The sequence below is a fragment of the Pseudomonas sp. Irchel 3F3 genome (assembly GCF_900187545.1).
GTDB classification, from domain to species: Bacteria; Pseudomonadota; Gammaproteobacteria; order Pseudomonadales; family Pseudomonadaceae; genus Aquipseudomonas; species Aquipseudomonas fortuita.
The window spans coordinates 114,838-128,756 of record NZ_FYDS01000006.1; the positions used below are offsets into that span (position 1 = coordinate 114,838).

The 13,919-nt window shown below is 62.9% G+C and carries 15 protein-coding genes; 5 read left to right on the forward strand and 10 right to left on the reverse strand.

The annotated features are described in order from the left end of the window. Positions 1-24 precede the first annotated feature (24 nt). The gene (locus CKW35_RS14190; RefSeq protein ID WP_016489693.1) at positions 25-1,422 is read right to left on the reverse strand and encodes an FAD-binding oxidoreductase; all 1,398 of its coding nucleotides are present in this window, start codon (positions 1,420-1,422) and stop codon (positions 25-27) included. Between the two features lie 171 nt (positions 1,423-1,593). Here CKW35_RS14190 and serA point away from each other — a divergent pair, with 171 nt between their 5' ends. Further along, positions 1,594-2,823, forward strand: a complete 1,230-nt coding sequence (gene serA / locus CKW35_RS14195) for a phosphoglycerate dehydrogenase (RefSeq protein WP_016489694.1) — start codon at positions 1,594-1,596, stop codon at positions 2,821-2,823. A gap of 50 nt (positions 2,824-2,873) precedes the next feature. Here the strand turns inward: serA and CKW35_RS14200 are convergent, their stop codons facing one another. After that, complete coding sequence (locus CKW35_RS14200; RefSeq protein WP_016489695.1) at positions 2,874-3,350, reverse strand: DUF4399 domain-containing protein; 477 nt, start codon at positions 3,348-3,350, stop codon at positions 2,874-2,876. Positions 3,351-3,573: 223 nt separating this feature from the next. Here CKW35_RS14200 and CKW35_RS14205 point away from each other — a divergent pair, with 223 nt between their 5' ends. Then, a complete protein-coding gene (locus CKW35_RS14205; protein WP_095116189.1) occupies positions 3,574-4,062 on the forward strand; it encodes a transporter substrate-binding domain-containing protein in 489 nt (162 codons plus the stop codon). Positions 4,063-4,112: 50 nt separating this feature from the next. On the opposite strand, the gene CKW35_RS14210 is transcribed toward CKW35_RS14205, so the two are convergent. Next, complete coding sequence (locus CKW35_RS14210; protein WP_023047250.1) at positions 4,113-4,604, reverse strand: DUF523 domain-containing protein; 492 nt, start codon at positions 4,602-4,604, stop codon at positions 4,113-4,115. Beyond that, the gene (locus CKW35_RS14215) at positions 4,591-5,223 is read right to left on the reverse strand and encodes a 2OG-Fe(II) oxygenase (RefSeq protein WP_024718090.1); all 633 of its coding nucleotides are present in this window, start codon (positions 5,221-5,223) and stop codon (positions 4,591-4,593) included. The genes CKW35_RS14210 and CKW35_RS14215 overlap by 14 nt, the downstream gene beginning before the upstream one ends. Positions 5,224-5,336: 113 nt before the next feature. Here CKW35_RS14215 and CKW35_RS14220 point away from each other — a divergent pair, with 113 nt between their 5' ends. Next, on the forward strand, positions 5,337-6,089 hold the full coding sequence (locus CKW35_RS14220; protein ID WP_023047251.1) for a DUF2059 domain-containing protein: 753 nt from the start codon (positions 5,337-5,339) through the stop codon (positions 6,087-6,089). Here the strand turns inward: CKW35_RS14220 and CKW35_RS14225 are convergent, their stop codons facing one another. Continuing rightward, positions 6,090-7,016 carry an alpha/beta hydrolase gene (locus CKW35_RS14225; RefSeq protein ID WP_060516813.1) on the reverse strand — a complete coding sequence of 309 codons (927 nt, stop codon included), beginning with the start codon at positions 7,014-7,016 and terminating at the stop codon, positions 6,090-6,092. A 229-nt stretch (positions 7,017-7,245) separates the two neighbouring features. Here CKW35_RS14225 and CKW35_RS14230 point away from each other — a divergent pair, with 229 nt between their 5' ends. Continuing rightward, positions 7,246-7,815 carry a DUF6436 domain-containing protein gene (locus tag CKW35_RS14230; RefSeq protein ID WP_060516814.1) on the forward strand — a complete coding sequence of 190 codons (570 nt, stop codon included), beginning with the start codon at positions 7,246-7,248 and terminating at the stop codon, positions 7,813-7,815. Here the strand turns inward: CKW35_RS14230 and CKW35_RS14235 are convergent. Next, on the reverse strand, positions 7,794-8,360 hold the full coding sequence (locus tag CKW35_RS14235) for a sugar O-acetyltransferase (protein WP_060516816.1): 567 nt from the start codon (positions 8,358-8,360) through the stop codon (positions 7,794-7,796). The genes CKW35_RS14230 and CKW35_RS14235 overlap by 22 nt on opposite strands. A gap of 87 nt (positions 8,361-8,447) precedes the next feature. On the opposite strand from CKW35_RS14235, the gene CKW35_RS14240 reads away from it, so the two are divergent. Then, positions 8,448-10,811 carry a penicillin acylase family protein gene (locus CKW35_RS14240; protein WP_095116191.1) on the forward strand — a complete coding sequence of 788 codons (2,364 nt, stop codon included), beginning with the start codon at positions 8,448-8,450 and terminating at the stop codon, positions 10,809-10,811. Positions 10,812-10,845: 34 nt separating this feature from the next. Here CKW35_RS14240 and CKW35_RS14245 read toward each other — a convergent pair whose 3' ends face one another. From CKW35_RS14245 to CKW35_RS14260, 4 genes are read right to left on the reverse strand one after another with little or no spacing between them, the layout of a single operon-like run. After that, positions 10,846-11,718: a transporter substrate-binding domain-containing protein gene (locus CKW35_RS14245; protein ID WP_016489704.1), complete on the reverse strand. Its 873-nt coding sequence runs from the start codon at positions 11,716-11,718 to the stop codon at positions 10,846-10,848. Next, positions 11,715-12,488, reverse strand: a complete 774-nt coding sequence (locus CKW35_RS14250) for an amino acid ABC transporter ATP-binding protein (RefSeq protein WP_016489705.1) — start codon at positions 12,486-12,488, stop codon at positions 11,715-11,717. Before CKW35_RS14250 ends, CKW35_RS14245 begins: the two co-directional genes overlap by 4 nt. Beyond that, complete coding sequence (locus CKW35_RS14255; protein ID WP_016489706.1) at positions 12,485-13,144, reverse strand: amino acid ABC transporter permease; 660 nt, start codon at positions 13,142-13,144, stop codon at positions 12,485-12,487. The genes CKW35_RS14250 and CKW35_RS14255 overlap by 4 nt, the downstream gene beginning before the upstream one ends. After that, on the reverse strand, positions 13,125-13,790 hold the full coding sequence (locus CKW35_RS14260; RefSeq protein WP_016489707.1) for an amino acid ABC transporter permease: 666 nt from the start codon (positions 13,788-13,790) through the stop codon (positions 13,125-13,127). The genes CKW35_RS14255 and CKW35_RS14260 overlap by 20 nt, the downstream gene beginning before the upstream one ends. Positions 13,791-13,919 lie beyond the last annotated feature (129 nt).

Consider the following 13,919-nt stretch of genomic DNA (forward strand, 5'->3'; position numbering starts at 1 on the left):
GCCGACTCCTCTGGGTACTGCTTTTTATTCAGGTGCGAAGATCTTACCCGGATTCATGATGCCGTTAGGGTCGAAGACGGCCTTTATTGCCTTCATGCAGGCGATTTCTTCCGGCGAGCGGCTGTAGCCCAGGTAGTCGCGCTTGGTCATGCCCACGCCGTGCTCGGCGGAGATCGAGCCGTTGTAGCGCTTGACGATATCGAACACCCATTTGTTGACCTTGGTGCATGAGGCAAAGAAGTCGTCCTTGCTCATGTGTTCGGGCTTGAGGATGTTCAGGTGCAGGTTGCCATCGCCGATGTGGCCGTACCACACGACTTCGTAATCCGGGTAGTGCTCCGCGACGATGGCGTCGATATCACGCAGGAACGCGGGCACTTTCGACACGGTGACGGAAATGTCGTTCTTGTAGGGTGTCCAGTGCGAGATGGTTTCCGACAGGTACTCGCGCAGCTTCCACAAGTTTTTAAGCTGGGTGTCGCTCTGGCTCATCACCCCGTCCAGCACCCAGCCCTGCTCGACGCAATGCTCGAAGGTGGCCAACGCTTCGTTGGCGACTTCTTCAGTGCTGGCTTCGAACTCCAGAAGTGCATAGAACGGGCAGTCGGTCGCGAACGGGGCGGGTACATCGCCGCGCGCGAGGATCTTGGCCAGGCCCTTGTCGGAGAAGAACTCGAAGGCTGTGAGGTCCAGCTTCCCCTGGAAGGCGTGCAGCACCGGCATGATCGAGTCGAAGTCCGGTGTGCCAAGCACCATGGCAGTGAGGTTGCGCGGGGTACGGTCCAGGCGCAGGGTGGCCTCGACCACGAAGCCCAGCGTGCCTTCGGCGCCAATGAACAGCTGGCGCAGGTCATAGCCGGTGGCGTTCTTGATCAGGTCTTTGTTCAGCTCCAGCAACTCGCCCTTGCCGGTAACCACTTTCAGCCCGGCCACCCAGTTGCGGGTCATGCCGTAGCGAATCACCTTGATGCCGCCAGCGTTGGTGCCGATGTTGCCGCCAATCTGGCTGGAGCCGCTGGAAGCGAAGTCCACCGGGTAATACAGGCCCTGCTCTTCGGCGTAGGTTTGCAGCTGCCGGGTGATTACCCCCGGCTGGCAGACCACGGTGCGGTCGAAGGCATTGAAGCCGAGAATCTGGTTCATGTAGTCGAAGGAAACGACAACCTCGCCATTGGCCGCCACGGCCCCGGCAGAAAGCCCGGTGCGCCCGCCCGATGGCACCAGGGCCACCTTGTGCGCATTGGCCCAGCGCACAATGGCCTGCACCTGTTCTACTGTCTTGGGGAAGACGATGGCGCTGGGCGCCGGGGGGTAATGCTTGGTCCAATCCTTGCCATACGCTTCGAGGGAAGCCGCGTCGGTCAGGACCTTGCCAGGGTCGACAAGGGTCATCAGTTCATCAATTACAGCGGGGTGGGTCATCGCTGGAACTCTCGACTTATTCATAGTCACCCTGAGCACTCTTCACCTGTCGGGATAAGCTCAGATTGTGTCGCGTATGCTAGCATAGCCCTCCCGCTGTTCATGCTAAGGCTGCCCTCGCGCCTGGCATCACCCCTCGCCATTTTTTCTCCGGGATACAGGTTTACGCAGATGAGCAAGACTTCTCTCGACAAGAGCAAGATCCGGTTCCTTCTTCTTGAAGGTGTGCACCAGAACGCGGTCGATACCCTCAAGGCCGCCGGCTACACCAACATCGAATACCTCACTGGTTCGTTGCCGGAAGCCGAGCTGAAGGAAAAGATCGCCGATGCCCACTTTATCGGCATCCGTTCGCGCACCCAGCTCACCGAAGAGATCTTCGACTGCGCCAAGAAACTGGTCGCTGTTGGCTGCTTCTGCATCGGCACCAACCAGGTCGACCTGGAAGCTGCCCGCGAGCGCGGTATCGCCGTGTTCAACGCACCGTACTCCAACACCCGTTCGGTGGCCGAGCTGGTACTGGCCGAGGCCATTCTGCTGCTGCGCGGCATCCCTGAGAAGAACGCTTCCTGCCACCGTGGCGGCTGGATCAAGAGCGCGGCCAACTCGTTCGAAATCCGCGGCAAAAAACTGGGCATCGTCGGCTACGGCTCGATCGGGACCCAGCTGTCGGTACTGGCCGAGAACCTGGGCATGCAGGTGTACTTCTACGACCCACTGACCAAGCTGCCACTGGGCAACGCCGTGCAGGTCACCAGCCTGAACGAGCTGCTGGGCCTGGCCGACATCGTCTCGCTGCACGTGCCTGAGCTGCCATCCACCCAGTGGATGATCGGCGAGAAGGAAATCCGCGCGATGAAGAAGGGCGCGATCCTGATCAACGCCGCCCGTGGCACCGTGGTCGAGCTGGACCACCTGGCCGCCGCCATCAAGGACAAGCACCTGATCGGCGCCGCCATCGACGTGTTCCCGGTCGAGCCACGCTCCAACGACGAAGAGTTCGAAAGCCCGCTGCGCGGCCTGGACAACGTGATCCTGACCCCGCACATCGGCGGCTCCACTGCCGAAGCCCAGGCCAACATCGGCCTCGAAGTGGCCGAGAAGCTGGTCAAGTACAGCGACAACGGTACCTCGGTGTCCTCGGTCAACTTCCCGGAAGTGGCCCTGCCTGCCCACCCTGGCAAGCACCGCCTGCTCCACATCCACGAAAACATCCCGGGCGTGCTCAGCGAGATCAACAAGGTCTTCGCCGAAAACGGCATCAACATCTCCGGTCAGTTCCTGCAGACCAACGAGAAAGTCGGTTACGTGGTGATCGACGTCGACGCCGAGTACTCGGACCTGGCGCAAGAGAAACTGCAACAGGTCAAGGGCACCATCCGTTCCCGCGTCCTGTTCTAAGTTTGCTTGCAGCATGAAAAAAAGGGAGGCCATTGTGGCCTCCCTTTTTTTTATTTCACTTCAACAGTGATCTTCTTCGATTCGACGCTTGGCTTGAACGGCACGTGGTACTGGTCACCCAGGATCAGTTGCAGGGTGTGCTTACCCGGCGTCAGGGTGATGCTGGTTTCGGTCTGCGCCTTGCCGAAGTGCAGCACCTGCGGGCCCGCCGGCAGTGCGGTGCCGGCCTCTGGCATCAGGCTGGTCGGCAGCGGCATATCGGCGACGGGTTCTTTATCCACGTCCACCAGCAGGTGGTGGTGGCCGCTGTGAGGGGTCTGGTCACCCGCTGGCTTGAGCGCCATACCCTCGATGCCGAACTTGACGGTGAAGGTCTTGTCGACCGTGGCACCATCGGCGGGGGAAACGATGAAGACCTTGGCATCCTTGGGCGGCTCCTGGCTCTTCAGGGCGTCCGCAGCACCGGCGAAAACCGACACTCCCATCAGCAGACCGGCAACGGCAGCGCGCGAAAATAGGCTGTTCATTCACTTCTCCTGTGATTCACTTATTGACCGCCGCCATTCATCTGCCGACGACGGTAGTTCACCTTAGTTGAAATAATCGGCAAGGTGTTCACATTGCCTGACAGAAATATTTCAGTCAGGGTTAAACAATGCCGAGGCTTCAAGGTCATAGGCTGCGCTCGATCACGGCGAGGAAGAAAGCCGTGGCGAAGGTTTTTCATCAGTTAAAAGAAAAGGGGCAATCATGCGTTCGACCATAGGGGTACTGCTGGCAGTACTGATCAGTCCATTGGCCCAGGCGGAGCTGATCGACGAAATCGCCGACCGGGGCGAACTGCGTATTGCCGTACAGGCCGACAACTCGCCGTACGCCTTCAAACAAGATGACCACCTGACCGGTTTCGACATCGAATTTGGCCAGGACCTGGCCAGGGAACTGGACTTGCGCGCCGAGTTTGTCGAAACCCCGGCCGAAGAAGTAATGAGCGGTGTCGAGAGTGGCAAATATGACATCGCACTTACCCCATCGAGTAATGCGCCCAAAGGCGACGGCCCGCTGGATGTGAGCCTGCCATTTGGCGACAAGAAACTGGTGATCCCGTTTCAGAAGGACAACCCGGCGTTCGAAAGTGCCGTGAACAATGCGCTGCAGCGCTTGAAAGACAGTGGCCGCACGGCCGAGCTTGAGCAGAAGTGGTTCAAGGGTGTGCAGGAGACTGCAGCCGGGCAATAAGATTTGTATTGCCTGTACCGGCTTTGTGCTGCGAAGAGGTCGGTACAGGTTTACCCCAAAGCCCGCTGCGCCTGTTCCAGCTCCAGCTCGCTGAACACCTGCACCCCAGCCCGCCGCAACAGCGCCGTGGTCACCCCTTCCCCCGCCACTTTCACACCACTGAACGTGCCGTCATAGGTCAACCGGTTACCACACGAAGGGCTACCCGCCTTCAGCACCGCCACGCCAATGCCATGCCGGCGCACCAGTGCCAGCGCCAGTTGCGCCCCGGCCACAAACTCGGCAGTTACATCTTCGCCCGTCACCGTCAGCACCTGCGTGCTGCCGTCGAGTACTGCACCGCCCTGTCCGCCCGGAATCTCCGCTGGCGGGCGCGGGGTGGGCAAGCCACCGGCTACCTCCGGGCACAACGGTACAACGCGCCCTTCGGCCTGCCACTGCTGCAACAGGTCCGGATGCCCGCTGGCCCGGCCGTCATAGCGTACCGGCTGGCCGAGCAGACAGGCGCTGACCAGCACTTTGGGCAGGTCAGAACAGGTCATTGCCACGGCGCCTGAACCAACCGGTCAACGACAACCGCTCACGCCCGGCCGGCAGCACTTCGTGAGGCACTTCACCCGACAGGAACACCACCAGGCAGCCCGCCACAGGCTCCACGTCATGCTCTACGTCGCCGGCCAGGAACATGCGCAACTGGCCACCGTCCTGCGGCTGCCAGCCTTCATTCAGGTACAACACAGCCGACACCATGCGCCGGTCATCGTCGCGAAAGCGGTCCAGGTGCCGGCGATAGAAGGCGCCCGGAGGGTACAGGGCAAAATGGCACTCAAAGTCTTCCAGGCCCAGGAACAGGCCCTGATTGATTGCCAGACGCAACTGGTCCATGGCCGTCAGGTACTGGTCGCAGGATTCTGCCTGCCCGGGGTCGATCCACTGGATCTGGTCACCGCGAATGGCTTCGCGCACCTCCTGGGTAGCACCGCGCCCCACCCCCGCCGGGTTGAGCTCGCCCTCGGCATCACGGCGACGGCACTCGGCTGCCAGCGCGCGCACCAGTTCGGCAGGCAGAAAGAGTGCCTGCTGGGACCAGCCATGGGTGGCCAGATCGTCGACGACGGCCGCAAGCATCGGGTGTTCAGGGGATATGTGCATGGCGCGCATCATATCCATTCGCCCTGTCGGCGCACAGCGCCACTTGGCCGAGAAACACGCTGATATCTCGACAAACCGGCGCCGGGCCAAGGACAATAGCCACCTGCCGACAGGAGTCCTGAATGCGCCGTCTGTTTTCCCTGATTCTGCTGATGATCTGCACCGTGCCTGTCTGGGCAGACAACCTGGATCAACTGTACAAGGCCGCCGGCTGGCCCGACCAGCGCGCCCACTTCAACGATGCCCTGAGCGCCGCCCAGGAACGCTACCGCAACAGTTTGCCACCCGCCGTTTACCAGGCGCTGGTCAACAACAGCAACCAGCGCTTCCAGGCCCAGGCGGTGGACCGCCGCGCCCAGGCAAAGCTGCGCGCCACCTTGGCCAACCCGGCTCCGGCCCTGGCGTTCTTCCAGTCACCGCTAGGGCGCAAGGTGGTAGCAGCCGAACTCAAGGCCACCCGCAAGGACGAGCTGGCCAAGAACGCCAAGGGCCTGCCGAAGATCCAGGCCAGCGACGACCGCCTGCTGGTCATCGGCCACCTGGCCCAGGCCCTGCCAGCGCGTGAAGCCGGCGCCGAAGTGAGCCTGGCCATCGCCGGTGTGGCGGCCGATAGCCTCAGTTCGATGATCCCCGGCCTGTTCGGCGGCGGCCAGGCCCAGGGCCTGCTAGACGGCCAGCGCCAACGGCTGATGGGGCAGATTGGCGAAGACCTCAACAACACGCTGCTGTACGTCTACCGCGACTTGTCCGATGCCGAGCTGGAAGAGTTCGCCACCTTTGCCGAGTCGCCGGACGGCAAGGCCTACTACCAGGCGGCGTTGGCCGCTGTCCGCGCTGGCCTGGCGGTTGGCCAGAGCGCCAACGACCTGCAATGATCAGCCCAGCCGCTGGTCGATGAAGTCGAAGTAGCGCTGGCGGATGCCCGGTAGCTCGTTGGCCAAGTGGTGACGGGCTTCGGGCAACATCAGGATCTGCGGCTCGGCAAACTTGGCCTTGAGCACTGCGAGGTTGTAAGGCCAGTCCACCGTACCATCGGCCTCCCCCTGCACGATCAACGGCCGCCGCGTGCTGCGTGGCGCGGCCTCGATGCGTTTGACCCAGGCGATCAGTGCACCCACCCAGGCGGTTGGCAAGCGGCGCGGTTGCAGCGGGTCGGCTTCCAGGAACGGCAGGAAGGCCGGGTCGTTGGTGTTCTCGCTGAAGCGTCGTTCGATGCCGTTGACGAAATGCCGCAGCACCCGATAGCTGAACTTCGACCAACGCCAGGAGCACGGCCGCACCAGCGGTGCCAACAGGATGACCTGGCCATTGATCGGGCTGCGTGCGCCCTGGTGCAGCAGGTGGTCCACGGCAATGGCGCCGCCCGTGCTCTGCCCGCACAGGTGCCAAAGGCGCGGCAGTTGCAGCAGGCGCGCCTGTTCGAACAGGGCGTCCAGCACCTGCTGGTACACTGCGAAATCACTGATGCTGGCCCGCTCACCACTGGACAGGCCGTGGCCGGGCAGGTCGCAGCTGATCACGGCAAAACCCTGCTTGAGTGCCCACTCGATCACATGCCGGTAGAGGCCCATGTGGTCGTAGTAGCCGTGCAGCAAGAACAGCGTCGCGGTGGGCTGGTCGGGCAACCAGGCCTGCCCGACCAGGTCGAAGCCCGCCGCCTGGAAACCGCCCAGCCAGCTGTGTACCGGCAGGTTCAGGCCGTAGAAGCGCTGGTAGCCCTGCGCCTCGGTCGTTAACGGCTGGCGAGCGGCCAACGGCGCCAGGTGGGTGCGCAGGAGGTCGGGGTGAAAAGCAGCGGGCATCGAGCACATCCACATTGATGCAAGTATTGATCTGGAATCTTCAGCTCTGGCCGGCGTCATGGCAAGCTTGCTCACCTTTGAACAACCACTGTCTTGCACAAAGACTGAAAGCTGGCGCGATCACTGTGGGAGCGAGCTTGTCCCGCGAACACCGGCAACGCCGGGGCCATCCACCGCGTCGCCTGCTTCGCGGGACAAGCCCGCCCCCACAAAGGGTCACCGAGTCGTCATGAATAGCCGAATCATCAAACCGCTGTGCACGGTAATCGCCTTATTGGTCAGCGCCGTCATACTCTGGCAGGCCTACACCACCTTTCAGGCCCGCTACCTGCGCCCGTTCGTCAACCAGGCCACGCTGTTCGATGGCAGCCAGCTGCAACTACCGGCCGAGCTGGCCGGCCCCGGCCCGGTTCGTGTGGTGCATTTCTGGGACCCCGCGTGCCCGTGCAATGTCGGCAACCAGCAGCACCTGGGCGACCTGGTCAGCCAGTTCGCAGGCCGCGGCGTTACCTTCCACGTGCTGCAAAAGCCCGGCAGCCACGGCCAACTGCCCGCCAACCTCACCGCCCTGAAGCCCATCGCCAACCTGCCCGGCAGCGAGCACCTGCCCGCCTCCCCGGCCGTGGCCATCTGGGACCGGCAAGGCCGCCTGGCCTACTTCGGCCCCTACAGCGAGGGTGCGGTGTGCAATGCCAGCAACAGTTTCGTCGAGCCAATGCTCAAGGCCCTGCTCGACGGCCGCCAGGTCAGCGCCTCCAATACACTGGCAGTGGGCTGCTACTGCCCCTGGGCGGGCTGACGCACCCGCGCCGGGTTACCCACCACCGTCGCACCCGCCGGCACATCCCGGGTCACCACACTACCGGCACCCACCACGGCATTGTCGCCAATGGTCACCCCCGGCAGGATGATCGCCGCGCCGCCGATCCACACGTTGTTGCCAATGGTCACCGGCCGCCCGCTCTCCAGCCCGCTGCGCCGCACTTCGGGGTCGAGCGGATGGTCGGCGGCGTAGATCTGGACGTTGGGGCCGATCTGGCAGTCATCGCCGATACGCACCGGCACCACATCGAGGATCACGCAGTTGAAGTTCATGAAGGTATTGCGGCCAATACTGATGTTGTAGCCATAGTCGCAATAGAACGGCGGGCGGATCACCGTGCCTTCGCCAACGTGGGCAAAGTGCTCCACCAGCAACCCATGACGTGCCTCGTTGAGCAATTCGACACTGCTGTTGTAACGGTGCATCCAGTGCTTGTTGGCGATCTGCTCGGCTTGCAGCTCAGGGCAGCCAGCGTGGTAGAGCTGGCCTGTGAGCATTTTCTGTTTTTCGCTGAGGGACATGGAAACTCCTTCCTGGGGGCTATGCTCTGTTCGCGAATCCACCGATGATCGGACCACATTTTCTGCTTGAACGCACAAGGAGTCTGCATGAAGCGCAGCCTGACCCTGTTGGCCGTGGTTGTGGCCGTAGCCGCTGGCGTCGGTTACTGGTACGTGCAGGGCAAACTGCCACAGCGCGAGGGCGAGGCGGCCATGGCCGGCCTGCAAGCGCCGGTCAGCGTGCGCTACGACGCCCGCGGCGTGCCGCACCTGCAAGCGCAGAGCGAGCCAGACCTGTATCGCGCCCTGGGCTATGTGCATGCCCAGGACCGGCTGTTCCAGATGGAGATAATGCGGCGCCTGGCCCGTGGCGAACTGGCCGAGGTGCTTGGCGACAAGCTGCTACCCACCGACACCCTGTTCCGCAGCCTGCGCATTCGCGAGCAGGCCGCCCTGATGGCCAGCCGTCAGGACCCGCAGTCACCTGCCTGGCAGGCCCTGCAAGCCTACCTCGACGGGGTCAACAGCTGGCAGGCCAGCCATCCCAAGCCCATGGAGTTCGACCTGCTCGGCATCACGCCGCGTCCGTTCACCGCCGAAGACACTCTGAGCATCGCCGGTTACCTGGCCTACAGCTTCGCGGCCGCGTTTCGCACCGAGCCCGCACTGACCTACATCCGCGACCAGCTGGGGCCTGAATACCTGAACATCTTCGACCTCGGTTGGCAGCCCGAAGGCGCCCTCGGCACACCACTGGCCGCTGCCGATTGGCAAAGCCTGGAGGCCCTCGCCCGGCTCAGCCATGACGCACTGGGCGAGGCCGGTATCCCGCAGTTCGAAGGCAGCAACGCCTGGGCAGTGGCCGGCAGCCATACCCGCAGTGGCAAGCCGCTGCTGGCCGGCGACCCGCATATCGGCTTCGCGGTGCCCGCGGTGTGGTACGAGGCCGAACTGTCAGCACCCGGCTTCAACCTGTATGGCTACTTCCAGGCGCTCAACCCGTTCGCCTTGCTGGGCCATAACCGCGACTTCGGCTGGAGCCTGACCATGTTCCAGAACGACGACCTCGACCTGATCGCCGAGCGCACCAACCCTGCCGACCCCAACCAGGTCATGGTCGACGGCAAATGGCAGGCGTTGCAAAAGACCGAACAGCAGATCGCGGTGAAAGGCGAAGCGCCGGTGACCCTCAGCCTGCGCCGCTCGCCCCATGGCCCGATCGTCAACGACGTGCTGGGCGCCACGGCCGGGTCAACGCCAATCGCCATGTGGTGGGCGTTTCTGGAAACCGAAAACCCGATCCTCGAAGGTTTCTACCAGCTCAACCGTGCCGATACCCTGGGCAAGATGCGCGATGCCGCTGCCAAGGTTCACGCGCCGGGGCTTAACTTTGTCTGGGCCAATGCGGGTGGCGATATCGGTTGGTGGGCGGCGGCAAAGCTGCCAATCCGCCCCGACGGCGTCGACCCGGCATTCATCCTCGACGGTGCCAGCGCGCAGGCCGACAAGCTCGGTTTCTACCCTTTCAACGTTAACCCGCAGCAGGAAAACCCGGCCCGCGGCTATATCGTCTCGGCCAACTACCAGCCGCCGGCAGCGGTGCCGATACCGGGTTACTACAACCTGCCCGACCGTGGCCGCCAACTCGACCGACAGCTGGCCAACCCTGATGTGAAATGGGATACGCAGAACAGCCAGGCACTGCAGCTGGACTCGGCCAGCGATCACGGTCCACGCACCCTTGCACCGCTGCTGGCAACGCTGCGCGCGGTGGCCGAAGGTGACGAAGAAAAGGAGCTGGTCGAGCAGCTGGCTGCCTGGCGCGGCGACTACCCGCTGGACTCGACCAGCGCCACGTTGTTCAACCAGTTCCTCTACGAACTGGCATTCGCGGCCCTGCATGACGAACTGGGCGACACGTGGTTCCCGGTACTGATCAGCACCCGCGCCATCGACGCTGCCTTGCCACGCCTGGCCGCGGATGCCGACTCACCCTGGTGGAACACCCGCGGTGGCAACCAGCGTACCGACCGTACCGCAGTCGTGCGCACGGCTTGGCAGAGCAGCTTGAAGCACTTGCGTGACGCCCTGGGCAGCGACCCGGCCCGCTGGCAATGGGGCAAGGCGCATACCCTGACCCACAACCACCCGCTGGGGGTAAAGAAGCCGCTGAACCTGCTGTTCAACGTCGGGCCGTTCGCCGCACCCGGTACCCATGAAGTGCCCAACAACCTCTCGGCGAAGATCGGCCCGGCGCCATGGCCGGTGACCTATGGGCCGTCGACGCGGCGGCTGATCGACTTTGCCGATGCCGGGCAGGCACTGACCATCAACCCGGTCGGGCAGAGTGGCGTGCCGTTCGACAGGCATTATGCAGACCAGGCCAAGGGGTATGTGCAGGGGCAGTATCAGCGGGCGCAGATGGGGGTGATTCCGGCGCAGAGTACCCTGAGGCTGGTACCGGGTGGGTGATCGATGGGGCCGCAAAGCGGCCCCAATTACACGGTCAGCCCTGCCACTTGCCCCCTTCGACAATCACGCTTTCCGGCTTGGTGTCATCGCTCAGTTCCTTGCGCACATACTGGTCATACAGTTTCAGCAGAAACTTCTCTTCCCCCAGCTTGGCCAGCTCGGCATTCACCCAGTCACGCAGCTCGGTGTTGCCCTTCTTGACCGCTGGCGCAATCGGCGCTTCGTCACCCAGCAGCTGCGGCAGCACGCGGTAGCCCGGGTTCTGCTTGGCCCAGCTGAACAGGATCAGGTTGTCCTGGGCATAGGCATCGCCACGGCCAGTGGCCAGGGCTTGCAGCGACTCGCTGTTCTTCTCGAACTTGAGCAGTTTCCACTCAGGGTGGTGCTTGGTCAGCCAGATGTCGGCCGTGGTGCCGGTGGTGACGATGATGGTTTTGTCGGCCAGGTCGTCAAGCTTCTGCACCGGGCTGCCATCTGCAACGATGGCCTGCACGGCAACGCGCAGGTTGGGGTTGGTGAAGTCCACCGCTTCCTTGCGCTCCGGGGTGACGGTCATGTTGGCGAGGATCAGATCGACCTTGTCGCTCTGCAGGAACGGAATACGGCTGGCCGGTTCCACGGCAACGAACTCGACCTTGTTTTCATCACCCAGCAGGTCCTTGGCCAGGCGCCGGCCGATGTCAGTGTCAAAGCCCACATAGCGGCCTTTTTCATCGACGAAGCCAAACGGCGGTTTGTCGGTGAACACCCCGACAATCAGCTTGTCGCGGGCCTTGATGGTTTCCAGGTAGCTGGTGGCTGGCGACGCCGCTGCCGGCTTGGGCGGTTCTTCGGCCTTGTTGCAACCGGCGAGCAGGGCCAGGCCGAACAACGGCGCCAGCAGTTTGGTGAGGTTGGCAGTTTTCATGACAGTTCCTTGTGCAGTGTCTTTGGCAGGCTTTCTACGAAGGAGAATTTCTCCAGGAACTGCTGCGCGCGTGCGGTCTGCGGTTTGGTGAAGAAGCTCTCGGGGTCGCCTTGTTCAAGGATCCTGCCGGCCTCCATGAACACGATGCGGTCGGCCACCGCGCGAGCGAAGGCCATTTCGTGGGTAACGATGAGCAAGGTCATGCCGTCGCGGGCCAGGCCCTGGATCACTTGCAGCACCTCCTTGACCATTTCCGGGTCGAGGGCGGCGGTAACCTCGTCGAACAGCATCACCTCGGGGTTCATGCACAGTGAGCGCACGATGGCGATGCGCTGTTGCTGGCCGCCGGACAATTGCCGGGGGAAGGCGTCGCGTTTGTCCAGCAGGCCGACCCGCGCCAGCAGCGCCTCGGCCTGGGCCTGGGCCTCGGCGCGTTCGCGTTTTTGTACCTTGAGCGGGCCAAGCAGCAGGTTGTCGATCACGCTCATGTGGCCGAACAGGTGATAGCTCTGGAACACCATGCCCACCCGCTGACGGACGTGGCGCCAGTCGGTGCGCGGGTCAAGCAGCTCTAGCCCGCCCAGCCGCAGGTGGCCACTGTGGGCCTGCTCCAGGCCGTTCAGGCAGCGCAGCAGCGTGCTCTTGCCGCAACCGCTGGGGCCGAGGATGACCACCACTTCGCCGGCCGCCACCTTGAGGTCGACGTCCTTGAGCACCTGGTGCTCGGCAAAAAACTTGTTGAAACCCTGGAATTCGATCAATGCGCTCATGAGTGTGCCCAGCGGCGTTCCAGCACGCGCGAAGCGGCGGACAGCGGATAACAGATGATGAAGAAGAACAGGAACAAGGCGCCGTAGATCAGCACCGATTCGTAGGTGCGTTCGATGATCTGCTGGCCGGCCTTGATCACCTCGACCACGCCGATCAGCACCGCCAGCGAGCTGGTCTTGATGATCCGCGTGTAGATGTTGATGGTCGGCGGGGTCATGCGCTTGAGTGCCTGGGGCAGCAACACGTAGCCATACAGCTGCCAGCCGGCCAGGCCGATCGACAGCCCGGCCTCGCGCTGGCCACGTGGCAGCGAAGCCAATGCACCGCGCACTACCTCGCCCACCTCGCTGGCGCCCCACAGGGCCAAAACCAGCACGGCGCACCAGAAGCTGGGGATGCTCAGGGCAAAGAAGATCGGCAGGCCAAAGAACACCAGGTACAGCCAGACCAGCACCGGGATGGCGCGGAACAGCTCCAGGTACACCTGCAAGACGATGTTCAGGGCACGGTTGCCCACGGTTGCCAGCACGCCGTACAGCACGCCACCCAGCGTTGCGAACAGGATGCCCAGCGCCGAGATGGCCAAGGTCTGCGCGGCGCCGCCAGCCAGCTGCGGCAACGCCTGCAGCAACAGTTCAGATGCCGAACTGGCCATGTTGCAGCCTCCTTTCCACGTAGCGCAGCAGCAACGACAGCGGCAGGAACAGCAGCACGCAGAGCAAGGTCAGCACGGTGAGCATTTCGTAGGTCTTGTAGTACAGCGCGATGTAGTTCTTGGTGGTGTAGAGGATTTCCGGCACGGCCACCGCCGACACCACGGTGGTTTCCTTGAGCAGGAAGATGAAATTGGCGAACAGCGCCGGCAAGCTGAGGATAGTGGCCTGGGGCAGCACCACATGGCGCAGCAACTGGCCCTCGGACAGGCCGATGGAGCGCCCGGATTCGAGCTGGGCGCGCGGCACGGCCTCGATGCCGGCCCGCAACACCTCGGTGAGATAGGCACCGCCCATAAAGGTCATGGTGATGATCGCTGCGCTGAAACCGGAAATTTTCAGCCCCAGGCTCGGCAAGGCGAAGTAGACGAAGAACAGCTGGATCAGCAGCGGCGTGTTGCGCGCCAGCTCCACGTAGGCTTTGACCAGTCGCCACAGGTAGGGGGTGCGTAGTACCAGCAGCGTGGCATTGACCAGGGCGACCAGTAGCGAGGTGGCAATGGCGATCAGGCCTACCTGCAAGGTCACGCCCACGGCCTTGAGGAAGGCGGGTAACGTGCTGAGGATGAATGCGGTGTCGAGGGTCATGGGTAGAGCAAGTCTGCAGGGTGCGCGGGGCACGATTGCTAGACTCTAATGATCTAAAAAATTTTTAATAAATACCTTTATTGCATATGCATATCACCAAGCATTTTTCACCGGGCATACATCCTGGGG